15 protein-coding genes are annotated in these 20,195 nt (G+C 50.8%); 11 read left to right on the top strand and 4 right to left on the bottom strand.

Annotated elements, in window-relative coordinates:
- Positions 1-49: 49 nt before the first annotated feature.
- From ABD852_RS14200 to ABD852_RS14190, 3 genes are all read left to right on the top strand, one after another.
- Complete coding sequence (locus ABD852_RS14200) at positions 50-325, top strand: ATP-dependent Clp protease adaptor ClpS (RefSeq protein ID WP_345029974.1); 276 nt, start codon at positions 50-52, stop codon at positions 323-325.
- A gap of 35 nt (positions 326-360) precedes the next feature.
- Positions 361-969 carry a recombination mediator RecR gene (recR, locus tag ABD852_RS14195; RefSeq protein ID WP_345029971.1) on the top strand — a complete coding sequence of 203 codons (609 nt, stop codon included), beginning with the start codon at positions 361-363 and terminating at the stop codon, positions 967-969.
- Between the two features lie 198 nt (positions 970-1,167).
- Positions 1,168-1,866 (top strand): superoxide dismutase, encoded by a 699-nt coding sequence (locus ABD852_RS14190; RefSeq protein WP_345029969.1) that lies wholly within the window; start codon positions 1,168-1,170, stop codon positions 1,864-1,866.
- A gap of 138 nt (positions 1,867-2,004) precedes the next feature.
- On the opposite strand, the gene ABD852_RS14185 is transcribed toward ABD852_RS14190, so the two are convergent.
- Positions 2,005-3,354: a tetratricopeptide repeat protein gene (locus ABD852_RS14185; RefSeq protein ID WP_345029967.1), complete on the bottom strand. Its 1,350-nt coding sequence runs from the start codon at positions 3,352-3,354 to the stop codon at positions 2,005-2,007.
- A gap of 267 nt (positions 3,355-3,621) precedes the next feature.
- Here ABD852_RS14185 and miaB point away from each other — a divergent pair, with 267 nt between their 5' ends.
- From miaB to groL, 7 genes are all read left to right on the top strand, one after another.
- Positions 3,622-5,088 carry a tRNA (N6-isopentenyl adenosine(37)-C2)-methylthiotransferase MiaB gene (gene miaB / locus ABD852_RS14180; protein ID WP_345029966.1) on the top strand — a complete coding sequence of 489 codons (1,467 nt, stop codon included), beginning with the start codon at positions 3,622-3,624 and terminating at the stop codon, positions 5,086-5,088.
- 45 nt (positions 5,089-5,133) lie between these two features.
- A complete protein-coding gene (locus ABD852_RS14175; protein ID WP_345029964.1) occupies positions 5,134-6,435 on the top strand; it encodes a sigma-54 interaction domain-containing protein in 1,302 nt (433 codons plus the stop codon).
- A complete protein-coding gene (lptE, locus tag ABD852_RS14170) occupies positions 6,425-6,958 on the top strand; it encodes an LPS assembly lipoprotein LptE (RefSeq protein WP_345029963.1) in 534 nt (177 codons plus the stop codon). Before ABD852_RS14175 ends, lptE begins: the two co-directional genes overlap by 11 nt.
- A 26-nt stretch (positions 6,959-6,984) precedes the next feature.
- Entirely contained in the window at positions 6,985-7,707 is a 723-nt protein-coding gene (locus tag ABD852_RS14165; protein ID WP_345029961.1) for a hypothetical protein, read from the top strand.
- Between the two features lie 56 nt (positions 7,708-7,763).
- Positions 7,764-8,138 carry a preprotein translocase subunit SecG gene (gene secG / locus ABD852_RS14160; protein ID WP_345029960.1) on the top strand — a complete coding sequence of 125 codons (375 nt, stop codon included), beginning with the start codon at positions 7,764-7,766 and terminating at the stop codon, positions 8,136-8,138.
- A 344-nt stretch (positions 8,139-8,482) separates the two neighbouring features.
- Positions 8,483-8,773: a co-chaperone GroES gene (locus ABD852_RS14155; protein ID WP_345029959.1), complete on the top strand. Its 291-nt coding sequence runs from the start codon at positions 8,483-8,485 to the stop codon at positions 8,771-8,773.
- Between the two features lie 54 nt (positions 8,774-8,827).
- Positions 8,828-10,456, top strand: a complete 1,629-nt coding sequence (gene groL, locus ABD852_RS14150) for a chaperonin GroEL (protein ID WP_345029957.1) — start codon at positions 8,828-8,830, stop codon at positions 10,454-10,456.
- A 151-nt stretch (positions 10,457-10,607) separates the two neighbouring features.
- Here the strand turns inward: groL and ABD852_RS14145 are convergent, their stop codons facing one another.
- The gene (locus ABD852_RS14145; protein ID WP_345029955.1) at positions 10,608-12,488 is read right to left on the bottom strand and encodes an LTA synthase family protein; all 1,881 of its coding nucleotides are present in this window, start codon (positions 12,486-12,488) and stop codon (positions 10,608-10,610) included.
- Positions 12,489-12,742: 254 nt separating this feature from the next.
- Here ABD852_RS14145 and ABD852_RS14140 point away from each other — a divergent pair, with 254 nt between their 5' ends.
- Positions 12,743-15,190: a TonB-dependent receptor gene (locus tag ABD852_RS14140; protein ID WP_345029953.1), complete on the top strand. Its 2,448-nt coding sequence runs from the start codon at positions 12,743-12,745 to the stop codon at positions 15,188-15,190.
- Between the two features lie 6 nt (positions 15,191-15,196).
- Here the strand turns inward: ABD852_RS14140 and ABD852_RS14135 are convergent, their stop codons facing one another.
- The gene (locus ABD852_RS14135) at positions 15,197-16,717 is read right to left on the bottom strand and encodes a SusD/RagB family nutrient-binding outer membrane lipoprotein (protein ID WP_345029950.1); all 1,521 of its coding nucleotides are present in this window, start codon (positions 16,715-16,717) and stop codon (positions 15,197-15,199) included.
- Between the two features lie 115 nt (positions 16,718-16,832).
- Positions 16,833-20,003 (bottom strand): SusC/RagA family TonB-linked outer membrane protein, encoded by a 3,171-nt coding sequence (locus ABD852_RS14130; RefSeq protein WP_345029947.1) that lies wholly within the window; start codon positions 20,001-20,003, stop codon positions 16,833-16,835.
- Between the last annotated feature and the right edge of the window lie 192 nt (positions 20,004-20,195).

The following is a 20,195-nucleotide window of genomic DNA, read 5'->3' as shown; positions in this document are numbered from 1 at the left end:
GTTGGGCATCTTTGAGTAGATTTGCTCTTGTAAACGAAATTTGGTACAAATGCAAATCAGTGAAAATACCGAAACGGATGTGCTGGAAGAGACCGTCGATACCGAGGTAAGGAATCTGGTAGTTTTTAATGATGATGTGAATACCTTCGATTGGGTGATTGAAACGCTGATCGAAGTGTGCGGCCACACGCCGGAACAGGCGGAGCAATGCACGATCATTATTCATTTCAAAGGAAAATGTAATGTTAAGAACGGTTCTTTCGAAGAACTTGTTGAGATGAGGAACGATATCTGCCGCCGTGGTATCTCTGCAGAAGTGCTCTGAGCCAGGCCTGATATAGCTTCCCGCCCTGCGTTGCCATGAATTATCCTTCAAAGCTTATAGAAAATGCCGTAAATGAAATCTCCAGGCTTCCGGGCATTGGTAAAAAATCGGCGTTGCGTCTTGCGTTGCACTTGCTGAAACGTGATGCCGGCCAAACCAAAAGCCTTGCGGACTCTTTGGTAGCCCTTCGCGAGCAAACGTGTTATTGCGTCCGGTGCCACAACATAGCCGACAGTGAGTTGTGCGGTATCTGCAGCAATAAACGAAGGGATGCTTCGATCATTTGTGTGGTGACCGATACGCGCGACGTTCTGGCGATCGAAAATACGGCTCAGTTCAATGGGCTTTACCATGTATTGGGAGGCGTTATTTCGCCCATGGAGGGGATAGGGCCGGGCGAATTAAATATTGATTCGCTGCTTGCCCGTGTGGCCGATGCAGACGAGCCGGTTGTGGAAGTGATCCTGGCCCTCAGCGCTACTATGGAGGGTGATACGACCGCATTTTATTTGCAAAAGAAATTAAAGGAAAGCAATCTTAAAGTAAGCACCATCGCGCGGGGCATACCGGTCGGCGGTGACCTCGAATTTACCGATGAAGTGACGCTGGGACGAAGCATTGTCGGGAGATTGGTGTATCAATAGAGGGGGTGAGGTTTGAGGGGTGAGGTGTGAGCAGCCTTTGAACCGGGCCTGTTGCTAAGGCTCAAACCTCATACCTCACCCCTCAAACCTTATAAAATAAACAATGCGTATTTCGAAATAGCTGCAAGGTATGAGGCGGGAGCCGCAAACTTTCCGAGAGCCAGGCACTCACACCTCACAGCTCAAACCTTTAGACACATGAATAGACAAGAGTTTTTGCAAACTGTTACAGGCGGCGCCCTTGCGCTGGGATTAGTCGGGACCAATGCAAACGGTGCGCCCGATTTTGCGGGCGGAGACGCTGCTCCTTTTGTTCAGAAAAAACTGCCTTATGCTTTTGATGCCCTGGAACCGCATTTCGATAAGGCGACCATGGAGATCCATTATTCGAAGCACCACGCCGCCTATGTGGCTAACCTGAATAAAGCGCTGGAAGGAAGCCCTTTGGCAAAGAAATCGCTTGAAGAATTGCTGGCTTCGGCGGGGTCGGCACCGGCTGCAGTCCGTAACAATGCCGGCGGGCACTGGAACCACACCTTTTTCTGGGAGATACTGGCGCCGGGTAAGGGCGGTGAACCTAAAGGGAAAGTCGCAGATGCCATCAACGCGCAATTCGGTTCTTTTGCTGCATTCAAAGAAGCCTTTGCAAAAGCGGGCGCCGGGCGGTTTGGCTCCGGGTGGGCATGGCTGGTAGCAAATGGCAAAAAGCTAGAAATAGGTTCAACGCCCAACCAGGACAACCCGCTCATGAATATTTCGGAAATAAAAGGAAAGCCGGTTCTGGGCCTCGACGTATGGGAGCATGCCTATTATCTCAAGTACCAGAACAAAAGGGCCGATTTCATCAACGCCTTCTGGAACGTAGTGAACTGGGACAAAGTAGCAAGCCTGCTGTGAGGGGTGAGCCTTGAGGGATGAGGTGTGAGCCTTGAGGGATGAGGTGTGAGCCATGAGGGATGAGGCGTGAGGTGTAAGCCATGATGCGTGACCCATTAGCCGCCTGGCCCCTCACACCTCACACCTCAAACCTCACCCCTAATTACAATACTCCCCGATTACCCTGTACGATGCCTCGTAGCCGAGTTCACCGGCTTTGCTGAGGTCTATACAGCCTTCGTTGATCATGCCCAGGCTATGTTTGATAATGCCTTGTAAGTGGTAGGCCTCCTGGTAATCGGGACGTATTTTTATGGCCGTAAAGAGGTCCATCAGTGCGGACGTCTGTTCCCCGTTTGCTGATCGCAGCATAGAGCGGGAGAAATAGGCCTCGGCGTAGAGCGGCGAAATTTCAATGGCTGTATTCAGGTCGCTCATCCCGCCTTTCGTGTCACCGCTCTTAATCCTGCTGTTTCCCCGCTCGTAATAGGCCTGGGCGCGCTCGGGAGAGAGAGACTGTATATTGCTGCCTTCCCTGATTTCGTTCCGCAGCTGATCCAGGATTTTTCTTGTGATCGGTCCGCTGTAGGTGATTTTTTTGGGGTCCTTTTCGAAATACGGGTTGTCCTGTTCGATGGCCAGGCTAAGATCAGCTATGGCTTCTTTTTGGCGACCCAGCTTGCTTTTCGCCAAGCCCCGGCCATAGTAGACGTCGGGGGTTGCCCGACCCAGCGAAAATGCCTTTTCAAAGTCGGCAAGTGCGTTGGTGAAGCTCAGTAATTTGTTTCTAGCAAAGCCTCTCAGTTCAAACAGGTAGGCGTCGCGCGGGCTTAATTCTATAGCTTTGTCCAGGTCGGTGATAGCGCCTGAAAAATTATTGAGGCCTATTTTGGCTTCGGCGCACCCTGCATAGGCGCTATAACGCTTCGGACTCAGCGAGAGCACCTGCATAAAGTCTGAGATACTTCCTTCGTAATCGTTTAGCTGGAGCTTGTTCCGTCCTCTTGCATATAGCGAATTGATATCATTTCCCTCCAGGGCAACAGCTTTGTCAAAATCTGCTGCCGCTTTTCCGTAATTTTCAAGCCTGGTGTAGCTTACGGCACGGTTGAAGTAGCTTTTTGCGTCTTCCGGAGCAATTTCGATCGCACGGGAGTAATCGGCAATGGCTCCGCGGAAATCGTCCTGGAAGCTCTTGCTGACGCCGCGGCTCTGGAAATAGAGCGCTTCCGAAGGGTTGATTTCTATGGCTTTGTCGTAGTCTGCAATCGCGCCCCTGTAGTCTTTGAGCGTGGCCTTCGCAAGGCCCCGGTTGAAATAGCTGGGAGCATGGTTCGGTGTCATGCCGATGACGGTGCTGAACGACTTGAGGGCGCCTACATAGTCGCCGGACCTGGCGCGGACGTTACCTTCTTCGAAGACTTCTGAGGCAGCGCGCTGTGCTTCGGTACGTACCGCAGCAAGCATAACAAGGGCCAGTAAAAAATAGGGGTAAAGGTTTGTTTTCATAAGGGGGGGATCACAACGTGTTTTACGATGCGGTGAGAGAAAATGACGTGAGAATTCGGGGATAAAATTAGTACAAACGGGTGCCGAATCAAAAAACACTTTTATGGCAATTCGCGGTATCAGGTCCTCAGATCGGCAGGCATCTTGCCCTGTGGGCAATTTGGTGGGAAATGACTGTCACTTTGTCAGTCTTTTCTAAATAATTGCTACTTTTGCAACCTTGAAGTATAGTTCGGATTAGACCAATTGTTTGTTAAAGTTAATAAAATGGTAAACCAGGAGCGTACCATCATGCCGGGCGGGCTGAAAATTTTGTCGGATACAGAGAAGGAGGGATGTGAAATGGTAAAAGTGACGGAAGATGAGCCCGCCCTGAACAAAAAAAGACTTTTCATTGAAAGTTACGGCTGCCAGATGAATTACTCTGACAGCGAGATCGTAGCTTCGGTAATGCGGAATGCGGGCTATGCCACTACTTCAGAGGAGGCAGAAGCCGATCTTATATTTTTGAATACCTGCGCCATACGCGACAATGCGGAGCAGAAAGTTCGGAACCGGTTGAAGGCACTCAATACGCTGAAAAAGAAAAAGCCGGGCATGCTGATCGGCGTACTGGGTTGTATGGCCGAGCGTCTGAAAGCGAAACTGCTGGAGGAGGAGAAGATGGTAGATATCGTCACGGGTCCTGACGCCTATCGCGAGCTGCCCAACCTGGTGCTGGAAGCCGAGGGCGGACAAAAAGCGGTGAACGTACTGCTTTCACGCGAGGAAACCTATGCCGATATATCGCCCATCCGGCTGAATTCAAACGGCGTAACAGCATTTATCAGCATCATGCGGGGCTGCAACAACATGTGCAGCTTTTGTGTGGTTCCATTTACAAGAGGGCGGGAGCGAAGCCGCGATCCTTTTTCCATCGTGGAAGAAGCTGCCGGTCTTTTCGAAAACGGCTACCGGGAGGTGACGCTGCTGGGCCAGAATGTGGACAGCTACCGGTGGCAGCCTGGTGAAAACAGCAGCGAAAGCCCGCTCGATTTTGCCGGATTGCTGGAAAGGGTCGCGCAGATTCATCCGGACTTGCGGGTGCGTTTCAGTACCTCACATCCGAAAGACATTACGGATGATGTTTTGTATACCATGAAAAAGTATGAGAACATCTGCAATTACATACATCTTCCGGCACAAAGCGGTAACAGCAGGATCCTGTCGCTGATGAACCGTACCTACGACCGGGAATGGTACCTGGGCAAAATTGACAGGATCAGGGAGATCCTGGGCGAGGATTGCGGGATTTCCCATGATATGATTTCCGGTTTTTGCAGTGAAACGGAAGAAGAGCACCTGGATTCACTTTCACTGATGGCGTACTCGAAATTTGACTACGGTTATATGTTTTCTTATTCGGAGCGTCCCGGCACGCCGGCCGCCAAAAAGCTTGCCGATGATGTGCCGGAGGAAATCAAAAAGCGGCGTCTTACCGAGATTATAGACCTGCAGCAGCGCCTTTCGCTGGAGCGAAACCAGGCGGCTGTAGGGAAGATTCATAAAGTACTGGTAGAAGGGCCCTCCAAACGTTCTGACGAATACCTCCAGGGGAGGAACGATCAGAATAAAGTGGTCGTGTTCCCGAAAGGGCACTACCGCAAAGGCGATTATGTGAAGGTGCTTGTAACGCAATGCACGGCTGCGACGCTTTTGGGTGAGGTGGTCCAGGAAGAGACTGTGGCGCTTTAATGTTTTCGGAACCAGGCCTTTGCGGGCCAGCTAGCTATTGTAAGTATGAACAATCCGGAAATACAGGCGATTAAAAATCGCTTTGGGATTATAGGGAATGCGCCCGCGCTGAACTATGCTATTAATGTCGCAATGCAGGTAGCAGCGACCGATCTCACCGTTTTGATTACCGGGGAGAGCGGTAGCGGGAAGGAGTCTTTTTCGAAGATTATTCACAGCCTGAGTGCACGTAAGCACGGCCCATTTATCGCCATTAACTGCGGCGCAATACCGGAAGGTACCATCGATTCAGAGCTTTTCGGGCACGAGAAGGGAGCATTTACAGGGGCCGTGGATGCACGGAAAGGCTATTTTGAGACCACCAACGGCGGGACGATTTTCCTGGATGAAATCGGGGAAATGCCTATAGGCACGCAGGCCCGGTTGCTCAGGGTGCTTGAAAACGGCGAATTTATCAGGGTAGGCTCTTCCAAAGTTCAGAAAACGGATGTGAGGGTGGTGGCCGCTACCAATGTCAATCTCCGGGACGCGGTGGACAAGGGCAAGTTCCGGGAAGACCTTTACTACCGCCTGAATACCGTGCCGATCTTTGTGCCGCCTCTGCGCGAGCGCGGCGAGGACGTGGTGCTGTTGTTCAGGAAATTTACCAACGATTTTGCCGAGCGTTACCGTACCAAGCCGGTTAAGCTCACCGAAGCATCCCGCCAGATGCTGATGGACTATGAATTCAGGGGGAATATCCGGCAGCTCAAGAACATTGCCGAGCAGATCACTATCCTGGAAACGGATAAAGACATGCCGGTTGATTCTTCCGTATTGCAAAAATACCTGCATCCTGTGCAGCCTGCGGCAAGAAGAGGCCTTGTCCCGGTGGCCGATACCGAAGACGGGGGCGCGGCGTTTTCAGAAAGAGAGCTGTTGTACAAGGTTCTTTTTGATATGCGGCGCGACGTGAACGAGCTGAAGAAACTAGTCCGGGATGTTTTGCAGGGTGAGCAATACGACGGCCGCGAAGTGTTGCAAAACAACAAGGAGCTTTTTAGCAACCTTGGTGGTCCGGAGACCCTGCTTCCGGTGCCTTCGGGTGCCGAAACGCCCCGGATACTCTCCTCGTCACAACCGCGGATCGTGGATCTGAACGATTACGACGACGAAGGCGTGGTGGTGGAAGATGTGGACCACACGACGGAAGAAGAAGAGTCATTGTCGCTGGAAGAGAAAGAGAAGGAGTTGATTATTAAGTCTTTGCAGAAAAACAATAATAAGCGTAAGTATGCGGCACAGGCGTTGGGCATATCCGAGCGAACCCTTTACCGGAAAATCAAGGAATACGGAATTGAAAACTAGAAGCGTGTTGAAGATGGGCCGGTTGGGCGGCTTGCGACTGTTATTGGTCTTGTTGGCGCTGACACTTGATAGCTGCGGAATATATTCGTTCACGGGGACGAACCTGTCGCCGGATATCAAAACTTTCACCGTTCTGAATTTTACGATGAGTACTGCGGGCGGCCCCGCCAGCCTGACGCTGGACTTCAGTGAAAAGCTGAAAGAGTATTTTCAGCGGAATACGAGCCTCACACAACGGCCGAGCGGGGGAGATTTGCTTATTGAAGGAACGTTCACGGGCTATGACGTGGTGCCGGTAGCGCCCACTGCCAGTGACAAGGCCGGTTTTAACCGGTTGAACGTCACCGTTCAGGTGCGCTTTACAAACAACAAAGACGAGACGAAGAACTTTGACCAGTCTTTCTCGTTTTATGAAGATTTTCCGCAAAGCGAAACGCTGGATGCCAACGAAGCCCGGATGCTTCCTAAAATAATGGATCAGCTGGTGCAGAATATTTTCAATAAATCTGCCGCCGACTGGTAGGTTATCCATTTCTATACCCGACAACCATGGCAGACAAAGAAATGTTTTCTTACTGGGTAACACAGCCGGAGCTCCTGGAAGGGGCTGATGCAGCGAAGCTGGAGCAGATGACGCGTGATTTCCCTTATTTTCAGCTGGCGCACATGCTTTTGGCCAAGACGGTTTCCATGCATCACCCCGAGCTCATGGGGCGTTATTTGCCGAAGGCGGCGGTGCATTCACTGAACCGGAAAGCGTTGCAGATGTTGCTGGAAAACGAGGTGGAATGGTCAGTTACGCTTTTGGACAGGCTCACGCGTACGCAAAAAGAGGGAAGGGAGTCTATTGCGGACCTTCCGAAAACAGAGCCGGACCAGGCTGAAGCGGTGGCCGTCAGTCATAATGAGTTGCCGGCCGTGCCTTTTGATCCCACCGTGCTGACTGAATTTGCGCTTTCGCAACAGTTGGTACAAAAGGACGAGCAGCCATCGCGCGCAGGCAGAACGCCCATCCAGGAGCTGATTGATAAGTTTATCAAAGCCGAGCCTATAATCGGGTCGCTTTCGCCTGAAAAGGATCAGCCCCAGGAAGTTGAAGACCTGAGCCTCCGGAATCAAATGGCCCTGGAAGATTTTGCGACGGAGTCGTTTGCCGAAATACTGGCCAGGCAGGGCAAGCCTGAGCGGGCCATAGCGATTTACGAAAAACTAATTTTGAAAATCCCGGAAAAAAAGGATTACTTTGCGAAAAAAATTGAAAAACTGAAGTGAGCTTCGCAGGCTTCCTCCAGGTATCCGGACTGACTTATTAAATTTATTGTAGACATATGTATTTAGCATTGATCATTATCGCCGCTTTGGTATCGGTTTTACTTGTTTTAATCGTACTGATCCAGAATTCGAAAGGTGGTGGATTGTCAAGTGAATTCGGCGGGACCGGAACATCCCAAATGTTCGGCGTAAAGAAAACAACCGACCTGCTGGAGCAGATTACCTGGGGTTTTGCCGGAGCGATCCTGTTGCTTTCCCTCGCCTCTTATGTTGTGGTGAAGAGCGGGAATGCATCTGCCGGCGGTATTAACAGCGCAAACATTGAAAAAGCGCAGAGCGCGCCGGTTCCGACTGGTAGTATCGCTCCCGGCTTATCCGGTGCCGAAGCCGATAAGGCAGCTCCGGCAGCCGCCGCGGACAGCGCGAAATAGCAATTTTTAAAAGAACAGAAAGGCTCCTGACTTGATTTGCTTCATGTCAGGAGTTTTTGTTGGAATCGGAGATCGGAAATCGGAAATCGGAAATCAGCCCCTCTGCTTGCGTTACCGCCGTTCCTGATTTCTGTCTACCCGTTTCTGATTTCCGATTTCTGATTTCTGATTTCCGATTTCCAAACCCGGAACATCTGACAGCCCTTCACCCTCACTGCTCACTCCTCACTGCTCCTATCATGCAAAAATGGCAGACTTGGCAGGTTTGGCATGAACCTTGTAAAAGAAAGGGGTGTGTCAATCTTGTAAAAAAACTGACAAATCAATAAAAACGTTAATTTCTTATGTCATCATTAATCGATGTGAAAGTCCAACCTCTGGCGGACCGCGTACTTGTAGAAGCAGCTCCTGCTGAAGAAAAAACTGCTTTCGGTATCATTATTCCCGACACAGCAAAAGAAAAGCCGCAGCGTGGCACTGTCGTTGCTGTGGGTCCCGGTAAAAAAGATGAGCCGTTGACAGTGAAAGTTGGTGATACTGTTCTTTACGGCAAGTATTCAGGCACCGAATTGACTGTAGAAGGGGGCGAATTCCTGATTATGCGTGAGTCGGATATTTATGCCATCATCGGCTAATTATCCGGTTTTTTTGTTCTATTCACCAAGTAATTTAAATAATCTTAACAAGTTATGTCAAAGAAGATATTTTTCGACGTAGAAGCTAGAGACAAAATAAAAAAAGGTGTTGATACACTGGCTGATGCCGTGAAAGTAACACTCGGACCTCGTGGTCGTAACGTAGTGATCGACAAAAAATTCGGCTCACCTACCATTACAAAAGACGGTGTTACTGTAGCCAAAGAAATTGAACTGAAAGATTCGATCGAGAATATGGGCGCTCAGCTGGTGAAGGAAGTTGCTTCCAAAACTGCTGATTCTGCTGGTGACGGTACTACTACAGCGACCGTTCTTGCGCAGGCGATCTATACCATCGGTGCGAAAAACGTAGCGGCCGGCGCTAACCCTATGGACCTCAAAAGAGGGATCGATAAGGCAGTTGCAGTGGTTGTTGCTGATCTTGAAAAACAAAAGAAAAACATCTCGACTTCGAAGGAAATCGCTCAGGTAGCGACTATTTCCGCCAACCACGACGAGGAAATCGGTAACATGATTGCCGAGGCGATGGAGAAAGTCGGTAAAGAAGGCGTAATTACTGTAGAAGAAGCCCGCGGTACTGAAACAGAAGTAAAAACTGTGGAAGGTATGCAGTTCGACAGAGGATACCTTTCTCCGTACTTTGTGACCAATACCGAGAAGATGGAAGTAGAGGCAGAGCGTCCTTTTATCCTGATCTCAGAGAAGAAAGTTTCTTCTATGAAAGAGCTTCTTCCCGTATTGGAGGCGGTAGCGCAAACCGGTCGTCCTTTGGTTATCATTGCTGAGGACGTTGACGGCGAGGCTTTGGCTACGCTGGTAGTAAACAAAATCCGCGGCGCCCTGAAAGTGGCTGCGGTTAAAGCTCCGGGCTTCGGTGACCGTCGTAAAGCTATGCTTGAGGACATTGCAATCCTTACCGGTGGTACCGTGATCAGCGAAGAGCGTGGTTTCAAACTGGAGAATGCTTCTCTTGAATATCTTGGCCAGGCCGAGAAAGTGTTGATCGACAAAGACAATACTACAATTGTTAACGGTAGCGGTGATTCTGAAGCAATTCAGGGACGTGTTAACCAGATCAAATCTCAGATCGAAAATACTACTTCCGATTACGACCGCGAGAAATTGCAGGAGCGTTTGGCCAAATTGTCAGGCGGTGTTGCCATTCTTTACATCGGTGCTGCAACTGAGGTAGAAATGAAAGAAAAGAAAGACCGTGTGGACGATGCTTTGCATGCTACCCGTGCGGCGGTTGAAGAAGGTATCGTTGCCGGTGGTGGTGTTGCCCTCATCCGTGCTTCTGCTTCACTTGAAACCCTTCAGGGTGCAAATGACGACGAAACAACCGGTATCAACATTATCCGTGTTGCGATTGAGTCGCCGCTTCGTACCATTGTTGCCAATGCTGGCGGCGAAGGTTCTGTAGTAGTACAGAAAGTGAAAGAAGGAAAAGGCGGCTACGGCTACAACGCGAAAGATAATACTTTCGAAGATCTTTTGGCAGCCGGTATCATTGATCCTAAAAAAGTATCGCGTCTTGCACTTGAGAACGCTGCTTCTATCTCAGGTCTGCTGCTGACTACCGAGTGTGTAATTGCCGACGAACCGGAAGATCATCCTGCTCCTGCTATGCCTCACGGCGGCGGAATGGGCGGCATGATGTAATCAATCGTCTGGTTCAGGTTATAGAGTATGAGTCCCCGGAAGCATCGCTTCCGGGGATTTTTTTTATTCACATAAGGTGTACAGCCAAAGACAACAGCCGTCCTGTGGGAGACCGACCGGTCTTTGCCGCTAAACAGGCGGATTATTCAGGCTATTTCTGTTTCAGCAAACCGCTTTTGAACAGGTAGTAGGCGGTTTGGTAGTAGGAGATCGCTTCCTCCGTCGTCTTTTTATCCGGTCGGGCAGTCTCTCCCGGAGCGCCGCTGTTGGCATACACCAGGCTTTCTACGTGTTGCTGCGGCGACAGAATGGTCAGGCGGTTATTTTGTAAATAGGCCAGCTTCTGGTAGGTGCCAAGCAGGGCGCGGGGCCGGTAAGTGGCTGAACGCACGTCAAGGCCGTAGAGATTACTGTCATAATCCCATTGCAACAAACCGAAAAGGGTAGGTAGCAGGTCAATTTGCGAGCAAAGCACCGGAACTGAACCGGGCGAAGCGGCCGGAAGGTTGTACACGATGGCCGGGATATGGTATTTGGTGACGTCAATGTCGTTTTTCCCGGCGCTGCTTGCGCAATGATCCGCTACGAAAATAAATACCGTATTGGCGTACCAGGGTTGCTTCCGGGCGTTTTCCAGGAATTGCCCGATGGCGTAGTCGGTATAACGCACTGTCCCCTCGCGGCCTGTTCCCGAGGGGATGTCGATTTTGCCGGAAGGGTAGGTGAACGGCCGGTGATTGGAGGTGGTCATTACGAAGCTGAAGAAAGGCTTGCCGCCGGCGTAATTTTTATTCGCATTCCGGAGCACTGCCGTGTAAAGGTCCTCGTCACAAATGCCCCATGCATTCTGAAACTGAACCAGCGAATCGGGGATTATAGTTCGTGCGGCCGCAAATTTATCGCCCACGGTGGCCGACCGCCCTTTGTCGGTAATGTCGAAGCCGTTGCCGCCGAAGAACTGGTTCATGTTGTCGAAATATCCGTCTCCCCCGTATATAAAACTCGTTTCGTAGCCTTTGGATTGAAAAATGGAGCCCACGGTAGTCAGGTTGCCGTTGTCCGGGCGCCGTACAATGCTGCTGCCGGGCGTAGGCGGAATGGAAAGGGTAAGCGCTTCCATCCCTCTGACAGTCCGGGTGCCGGTGGCGTACATCTGCTCAAAAACCAGGCTTTTCTTTGCCAGCGAGTCCAAAACAGGTGTCAGGTGCTGCTTGTTCCCGAAATGAGCGAGGTAGTCGGCGCTAAGACTTTCTATAGTAACGAGGATAACGTTCGGGCGGGATTCTTTACCCACGGCAGAAATGTGCCGGCGGATGCTGAGCCCGTCATCCAGAAACCGGACATTGTCACCCGCAAGTGCATCCCGAACTACTGTGAAGGCTTTCCGGTCGTCGATGAGCGGATAGAAGTGCTGGTAGTTGAGCTCATTGTTTTTGAAGGCTGAGAAAATGGAGTAAATGCCGTTTTTGGAGAGTTCATCCTGGTAACGGTTTTGCCCTTTTTCGGCAAGATTATTGCCCAGGAAACACCCGTATATCGCACTGGTTGCCAGGAAAGCGCCAAGTATGAGCAGTCGCCTGAACAAAGGGGTCCGACCTCTGAACGTAGAACGGAATATCCCCCGCCTGGTGAGCACCAGCGTCAGAAGGCCTGCTCCGGCGAGGATTACGCTGACCAGGAGCGGCATCGGATAGGACTCGTTAATGTTCTGGGCGACTTCATGCGTGTAGACGAGGTAGTCAACAGCGATAAAATTGAACCTGCTTTCAAATTCAAGCCAGAAAGTCACTTCGGAAAACAAGGAAAACAGGAAGATCAGCGTGGCGAGTACAAAACCTGTATACGTTAGTAGCCTGTTGGCCAGGGTTTGGTTGAACCGGGCAGGCCAGATTGCCAGGTAGATCGCGTAAGGCAAAAGGAAGAAAGCGCAGGCTCCGAGGTCAAAAAGGAAACCCGTCGAGAAAATCCGCGCTACCGCCCCCAACGAAAGATCGGCGTCCCGGAGCGACAGGCAGGCCAGTAAAATGCGCATAAAGGTCGACAAGGCGATAAATATCCCGGCAAAGGAGAACATTAGCCGGTAGTTATTGCTTTGCTCTGTTGGTAATGCGGCTTGCGAAGTTTTAAGAGGATGTTTTTTCAAAGACGAGTTCCGGTCCGGCGTTTTTTCTTTTTGGTAAGAAGAACGAAAAAAAAGCTTCTTACTGTTAATTGCCGTGGAATTTTATGACAATAAGGGTAGTTTTGCCGCCTAAACTGATCAATGACTTTTGAATAGCCGCCGGGATGAAGTTTTTATCGTTATTGCTTTTGTATTCAATGCCCTGCCTGGTGTTGGCCCAGGTAAAGATTTCCGGTACAGTGACTGACAAAACTACCCGTGAGCCGTTGCCTTTTGCTTCTGTAGTTTTATTCCGCAGCGCGGATTCTGCTTCCGTGTCGGGAGTTCTTACCGATGAAAAAGGAGCCTACCTTTTTGAGCGCGTGGTTCCCGGAAAGTATTTTCTGCAGGCGCAGTTTATTGGCTACAAAGTCTTGAAGCAGGATGTCCTGATACCTGAATCCGGTAAAGATCAGGTAGCGCCGGTATTGCAGCTGGAGGCCGATGCGCGGCTGCTTGATGCGGTGAACGTGGCAGGAGAAAGGCAAACGATGGAGCAAAAAATAGACCGGCAGGTATATCGTGCCGATAAATTTTTAAACAGCAGTGGCGGAACGGCAGTGGATGTATTGCGAAATATGCCTTCCGTTTCCGTTAACGCCGAAGGCGTCATGATGTTACGGGGTTCTACGGGCTTTTTGGTTTTATTGAACGGACGCCCGGTAAGTGCAGATCCCATGACTGTATTGAGCCAGCTTCCTGCCAATAGCATTGAGAATATAGAAGTAATTACCGCGCCTTCCGCCAGCTTTGATCCCGACGGGAAATCCGGCATTATTAATATTACTACCAAAGCCGCCGCTCCCGACAGCCAGTCTTTTTCGGCCAGCGTCCAGGGCGGGTTGCCCTCCGTACGCCGTTTTGACAACCTGAATGCGCCGCTCCGCTTTGGTGCCGATGTTACATACGGACTTTTCACAGACAAGTGGGAGGTAAGCGCCAGCGTCGGGTTTCTGCGGAATGATATGTCCGGAAGGAGGGTGGGAGATGTTCATACCACCATCAACCAGGTTTATACTTCATTCCCTTCTGACGGGGAGAGAAGCTTTATCCGGTACAATTACACGGGTCGCGCGGCGGTAACTTACCGGCCCGACAAAAAAAATGCGCTAACCGCCGGGTTTTACACCGGCTATCGTTCACAATCAAGACGGGCGGATATTGTGTATAACAATACCAAAACCGATCTGAACACAGGAGATGTCATCGGCCGTATCAATTACTTCAACACCAATATTGCCAAAAAAACGGGACGGGTAACACTGGGTAACCTCGACTTTTCGCACACTTTTAATAACCGGTCGGTAGTAACGTTGTCAGGACTGACGGAATGGGCGGACATCGATGGCCTGACCACCAATTATAACCTGGAGGAGCCGGGCAGGAAGGTGATACTCCAGGGAAGTCTGAACCCGGGAGAAAACCCGTTGCGGGCTTACAGGCTGCGGGCCGATTATGTGCTGAACCTTGGCAAAGGAAAACTGGAGACAGGGTATCAATACCGGAACCAGGTTCAGAACGGGGATTTCCAATATCTTGAACTGGACGTTCCACGAAACATTTTTTTGATCGTTCCTGCCTTCAGCAGTACTACACGTGCCGTCAATCGTATTCATTCTGTGTATAGCCAGTACAACGGTAAGGCCGGCAGATTCACCTACAACGGCGGGCTGCGGTACGAATATGCTTTCCGGTCATTCAGGCCCGGGGAGGAGGCTGCGGCGATACTCAATCTCAATAACCTGTTCCCGGTCGCTAATCTTCAGTACGAAGTAGACCCTTCCTTTACGGTTAAAGCCGCCTATAGCAAAAGGGTGCAGCGTTCCACCAACAATGAGCTGAATCCATTCCCCGAACGCGAACACTCGGAGACACTGGAATCAGGCGACCCGCACATCCTGCCCGAATTCATAGGGCTAATGGAGCTGGGGATTTCCAAGACATTTGACAATGGAACCTTTTTTGCCAATGTTTACCGGCAGCGTATAAAAAATGTGGTTAACCGGGTTAATAGCATATATAGCGATACTATCCTGAACAGAATTTACACCAATGCCGGTATCGCCTTCTCTAATGGATTGGAGGCGGGGACCACGCTGGACCTTACAAAAAGCTGGAAACTGTATGCCGGCGGAAATCTGTATCACTATAAAATCAACGGTACGCTCTTCAACAATGAAGTGAAGGTTAATTCGGCAGGCTGGGTATACCTGATCAATGCCAACACCACAGTGGCGCTTTCACCTACCTGGCAACTTCAGGGCTCGGTAAATTACCTTTCAAAAAGGGTAACGGCGCAGGGAGAAGATTCGCGTTTTGTTACGCCGCACCTCTCCCTCAGAAAAACGTTTCTGAAGGGGAGGCTGGCAGCGTTGCTACAATGGCAAAACGTGGATATGGGGCTCTTCGGTACCAATCAACAGCGTATTACTACCTGGGGCAAGGACTTTTTTACCACAACCAACTACATTCACGAGACCGACATTTTCCTGTTGAACCTGAGTTTTAACATCAACCAGTCGGCGAAAAAAGGCAAGTTGCCCGCCAGTGAATTTGGCGAAAGGGAGTTTTAATGCTCCCTATTTGTGCCACCACACTTTCGTGTCAAGATCGTCAGGTCCCTGCCGGCTTACTGCTTCGTTCAGATTGCCGGAATTAACGGACAATTCTGAGTTCGGGTAGGTCAACCGGTTAATAAAATTGCCTTTGATCCCTTTCCCCGGGAAGGGGTTGGGGGGCAGTGCCGGGAAACCGCTTCTCCTGAAATTGGCGAAAGTTTCGGGGCCATTCAGGAAAGACGCAATCCAATACTGTGTGTTAATTTGTTCAAGAGCCTTTGCGGGTACAAGCGGATTGGCGGCGAGGTAGGTCGTAGTCGCAGCGGGTGGAACTGCACATGCGGCGTCGTAAAGTGCCATTTGCTCCATGTGAGCCCGGATACCCTGTTCATAAAACGTCGCTGCCGAGCCGGCGATCCAGTTGCGCTGTGCGGCTTCGGCAAGCAGTAATTGGGTTTGCGCGTACGTAACCAGGAATGACGGACTTTGCAGTTTCACCATGCGGTTCCGGTCAACCTGGCTGTAGTCGTAAAAACTAGCCAGTTTGCTGGCGGCCACCGGGCCGGAAATCGTGTTGTTGTCGTATCCCAATGGCATCCCGATTTGTACCTCCGGATCGGTAGATCCGCGTGACGGGACCATCTGTGGGCCTGAAGTGGCTCCCACGTAACGCACCGCAATGGCTTTCAGACGCGGATCTGCAGTGGTTTTGAGGTGGGTAACAAAAGGCGCTGCCAGAAAGAAATTGTTGGCTTCGGTAGCATTAAGGCCGTTGCCGATAGGGTTCAGGAAATTGGCATTGTGAAGAATCATGAAATTGTCGCCGTTCGATTGGAAAACCCCTTTTTCGAAAGCAAGCTTGACGGTTTGTGCGGCCAGCTCCGGTGCGACCAGCGAGAGCCGCATCCCGGCCCTGAGCAGCAAGGAGTAACCAAGCTTTCTCCATTTGGTTACGTCGCCGATATACAGGATGTCGGCCGACTCTGTGGGCTTGGTTGCATCGAGCGCTGCGGAGGCTTCCGTAAGCTCCCGGATAATCTCTTTGTAAATGGTTTCCTGCGGATCGTACCGGGGGAGCACTATCTGATCGATAAACCCTTTTCCCGCTTCGGAGTAAGGAACGTCACCATAGGTATCGGTCATGACCATAAAGGCAAACGCCTTTAAAATTCGCGCCATTTGCAGCAGGTTGGTTCGGGTAGGATCGTTGGCAACCTGGTTGATAACCGATACCGTGTTGCGGATCGTATTGCGGTAGTAACGTTGCCAGAGTTCCTGGGTTGCGGTACGGTTGTCGAGGTTGAAATTGGCGCCGGTCAATATACCGGAATTGGGAGTGACTATTTGTTGCATGATGCCTACATCATAGATCACCGTTCCCAGGGGAAGCGCCGTAAACGTGACCGCGTCGTTCAGCATAAACACCGGGTTAATGCCGGTAACCCCTATTTTGTTGGTATTCAGATCTTCAAAGCCGTTATCGCAGGAAGTGGCGGCGACCAGGGTGGCCACCATTAACCAAAATTTGAGTATTGTTTTCATGGTAGGAAATAGGTTTGAGCGGTTAGGGCGATCGGAAATCGGAGATCGGAACTCGGAAATCAGCGCGCCGATTTCCGATCGCCTTTCCAACTGCTATGTTCATCTTTTCGACCGGTTAGAATTTGACATTCAGGCTGAAGCCCATACTTCTCGTGGTGGGCAGCCCGCTCGCTTCAAGGCCCATGATGTTGTCTGAAGCGTAGCCGAAGCTTTCGGGATCAATATTCGGTACCCATTTTTTGATGAGCAGCACGTTATTGCCGACAAAGTTCAACCGGAGCCCTTTGATGGGGAATTTGGCCGGGAGCATTTTGGTAAAGTCGTACCCGGCGGTGATCTGGCGCAACTTCCAGAACCCGGCTTTGTAGACGATCGGTTCCACCAGTCCCTGCGACCGGACTACTTCCCAGTAGGGCTGCACTTTTGCGATGACCTCGTTGGTCTCACCCTGTTCATTGACGCCAACACCTTTCACACCGCCTTCACGCCCTTCCAGTGTCATTTTATGCAGGCCGTGGCGTGTGGCATTGAAATTCGTGCCCGAGATCATGGAGTTGCCGAGTTTGAAATCAATCAGGAAGGAAAGCATGACGTCTTTGTACCGGAAGGCGTTGGTGATCCCGCCGGTCCATTTGGGAATAGCCGTGCCAAAGGGGATCATGTCGCTCGTGCGTATGGGCAGCCCGTTGGCCCCGAATATTTTCCGGCCCTGATTGTCGCGTTTGTAACCGAATCCGTAGAGTTGTGCCATTTCCTGGCCTACCACCTGCCTGAGCTCGCCATTGAATACGTGGGTACCGACGGTAATTTTATCGCCCGGAGTATCGGTTAGCAGACTGAGTACTTTCGTTTTGTTGTAGGATCCGTTGATTGACAAATCCCACTGAAAATGATTGCTTCTGACAAGTTCAGTGCCAAGCAAAAGCTCAAATCCATCGTTTCGTCCTTCCCCGCTGTTGATCAGCGTATTCGTAAAGCCTGAGCCGTCCGAGATCTGGGCGGAGACAATCTGGTCTTTGGTGACTTTTCGATAGGCGGCAAAGTCCAGTGAAAGGCGGTTGTCGAAAAGCTTTAGTTCAAGGCCTATTTCTGACTCTGAGGCGCGCATGGGACGTAGGTTGGCGTTGGGCACTGTCAGGCCGCTGATGGCGCCGACCGGTTGCTGCGCGCCGGCGCTGTTAGGAAACAGGTTGGCGCCAATGCCGTAAAACAGTATATTGGAGTAGGGAGGCACATCGGTATCGCTTCCTACCTCTGCGTGCGCGAGCCGTAGTTTACCGAAGGTCAGCCAGGATGGTGTAGCGTTAAATGCCTGCGAAAACACGAAGCTACCCGATACAGACGGGTAAAATATGCTGGCGTTTTCTTTGGAGAGAGTAGAAAACCAATCATTCCGGCCGGTGAAATTGAGGAAAATAAAGTTTTGGAACGATAGTTCAGCTGATCCGTATACCGAATTTACGGCACGTTCAGACAAACTGTAAATAGGATCCTTGACCCTGCCGTTCATCACCGTGTACAAGCCCCTGACGACAAAGTCGGTGACCTGCGTATTATTTTGTTCGGAACGGCGGTACATTTGGTTGCCGCCCAGCGAGACATCCAGGCCGAATTTTTCGAAATTCTTATTCAAACCGATGAGAATATCCTTGTTGATCTCGCGAAAGCGGCGGGCGTCCTGCGTAAACATTCCGTTGACAAACCCCGCGGGGGCTGCAGGCCTTGATGCCTGCCCGGTGGGGTAGTTGATATAGTCATGCGATCGGGACCAGTAATCCTGTCCCACACGAGCCTGCACATAAAGCCAGTCCGCCAGGTTGTAACGAACCGCTATATTGCCGAATATACGATCCCTCCTGATATCCTGGAATTGCTCCGCGAGCGTGAAATACGGGTTCGTCCGGTTCATAAACCGTGAATAGGGAAATTCATTCCCGGCGGCATTGTATTTTTTCTCGTTCAGCAGGTCGAGCGGCATCGAATTGGCCAGGTTATTCAGGCTGGTCGGAATTGAATTGTCCTGTTCGGCAATCACCGGCGGGTTTTTATTACGTTCGTAAGAGTAGTTGACGTTCCCGGAAATGGTCAGTTTTTTGGACAAGTCGTAGTTGAATCCAAGGTTGAGTGTTTTGCGGTTAAAGCTGTTGTTGGGGACCAGGCCCTTGTTGTCCATATTGGCAAAAGAGAGGTAAAAGCCGCCTTTCTCCGAGTTGGATGCTACTGAAACAGTGTTGTTGAAGCTGCTTCCGTTCCGGTAAAATTTCCTGATTCTGTCGTATACGGGTACATAAGGAACTACCACGCTGTCGAATAAAACCTGTGTCATGCCGGGCTGGAATTTTTCTCCGAATGACCATTGGCCGGAAGTAGGGTTGGGTGAAGTAGGGCGTACGCCATTTTCACCCTGGCCGTATTCATACTGGTAGTCGGTGAAATCCAGGGGAGTGTCAATAGTAAAATTGGTACTGTATGATACACCGATCCCCTGGGTTTCTCCACGGGTCCGGGTAGTAATCATGAGCACCCCGTCTTTGGCCCGGGAACCGTAAAGAGCGGCCGCGGTTGCGCCTTTCAGTACGGTCATACTCTCAATGTCGTCGGGGTTAATGCTTGAAAGGCCGTCACCGCCATCCGAGGTCATGCCGCTGCCCCTGACCGCATAAGCGTTGTCGGAGGCCTGGTTGCCGGGGTTGGTACCAAAGTTGGTATTGTCTATGGGTACGCCATTGATCACAATCAGCGGCGTATTCTGACCTGAAAATGAAGATTGTCCGCGAATTCTGATTTTGGAAGTTCCCCCGGGTCCTGACCCGAGGCTGGTAATATTAACGCCGGCGATTTTGCCTTGCAGGGTGTTGACGAAGTTGGGTGTCCGGTTGACGGTAAGTTGATCCGAGCTAACCGTGGTGGTGGCGTAGCCCAGTTTTTTTGCTTCTTTCTTTATTCCAAGGGCGGTAACGACCACTTCTTCCAGGCCGGTTACACTTTCCTCCAGGTTGACGTCAATTACCTGGGCGTTGTTGATAGGGATTTCCTGGGTTTTGAAACCGATAAAGCTGAAGACCAGGGTCGCGTTGGGACCGACCTGAAGCTCATATTTCCCCTCGGCATTGCTGCTGGTGGCCTGGTTAGTTCCCTTTACCACCACCGTGACGCCGGGGAGCGGCTGCTTCGCTTGTCCCCCGGTAATAAGCCCGGTCACCCGGATCTGCGCGAGCAAGCCGGCGCTTCCGACGGAAAGCAGCAGGCAAGTCGCCAGTACGACTTTTAAAACGTGGATTTTCATTTGTGTCGAGGTTTATGTGTTTCATGAACATAGAAGATTAGCGGCAGTAAAATCTACTAAAATTTGAACTAAGTTGATAAAAAATTGGATATTTGATGGGTTTTGGTGATTATTTATGACTTCTCCCGGAAAGCCCGGACGTGCGGAATTAGCAACGCTCTGCGGTGCTAGTATGGAAGAATCAGGAATTTA

Source organism: Ravibacter arvi (genome assembly GCF_039540405.1).
GTDB lineage: Bacteria > Bacteroidota > Bacteroidia > Cytophagales > Spirosomataceae > Ravibacter > Ravibacter arvi.
The sequence above is the reverse complement of the archived record's forward strand: the minus strand, read 5'-3'. Positions and strand labels throughout refer to the sequence as shown.

What these genes read in the sequence shown, in the direction of transcription:
- ABD852_RS14145 (WP_345029955.1), bottom strand. Translation starts at nt 12,488, where the DNA reads ATGCGCATTTTACTGGCCTGCCTGTCGCTCCGGGACGCCGATCTTTCG.
- ABD852_RS14130 (WP_345029947.1), bottom strand. Translation starts at nt 20,003, where the DNA reads ATGAAAATCCACGTTTTAAAAGTCGTACTGGCGACTTGCCTGCTGCTT.
- ABD852_RS14175 (WP_345029964.1), top strand. Translation starts at nt 5,134, where the DNA reads ATGAACAATCCGGAAATACAGGCGATTAAAAATCGCTTTGGGATTATA.
- ABD852_RS14155 (WP_345029959.1), top strand. Translation starts at nt 8,483, where the DNA reads ATGTCATCATTAATCGATGTGAAAGTCCAACCTCTGGCGGACCGCGTA.
- groL (WP_345029957.1), top strand. Translation starts at nt 8,828, where the DNA reads ATGTCAAAGAAGATATTTTTCGACGTAGAAGCTAGAGACAAAATAAAA.
- recR (WP_345029971.1), top strand. Translation starts at nt 361, where the DNA reads ATGAATTATCCTTCAAAGCTTATAGAAAATGCCGTAAATGAAATCTCC.
- ABD852_RS14165 (WP_345029961.1), top strand. Translation starts at nt 6,985, where the DNA reads ATGGCAGACAAAGAAATGTTTTCTTACTGGGTAACACAGCCGGAGCTC.
- miaB (WP_345029966.1), top strand. Translation starts at nt 3,622, where the DNA reads ATGGTAAACCAGGAGCGTACCATCATGCCGGGCGGGCTGAAAATTTTG.
- ABD852_RS14185 (WP_345029967.1), bottom strand. Translation starts at nt 3,354, where the DNA reads ATGAAAACAAACCTTTACCCCTATTTTTTACTGGCCCTTGTTATGCTT.
- ABD852_RS14190 (WP_345029969.1), top strand. Translation starts at nt 1,168, where the DNA reads ATGAATAGACAAGAGTTTTTGCAAACTGTTACAGGCGGCGCCCTTGCG.
- secG (WP_345029960.1), top strand. Translation starts at nt 7,764, where the DNA reads ATGTATTTAGCATTGATCATTATCGCCGCTTTGGTATCGGTTTTACTT.
- ABD852_RS14135 (WP_345029950.1), bottom strand. Translation starts at nt 16,717, where the DNA reads ATGAAAACAATACTCAAATTTTGGTTAATGGTGGCCACCCTGGTCGCC.
- ABD852_RS14200 (WP_345029974.1), top strand. Translation starts at nt 50, where the DNA reads ATGCAAATCAGTGAAAATACCGAAACGGATGTGCTGGAAGAGACCGTC.
- ABD852_RS14140 (WP_345029953.1), top strand. Translation starts at nt 12,743, where the DNA reads ATGAAGTTTTTATCGTTATTGCTTTTGTATTCAATGCCCTGCCTGGTG.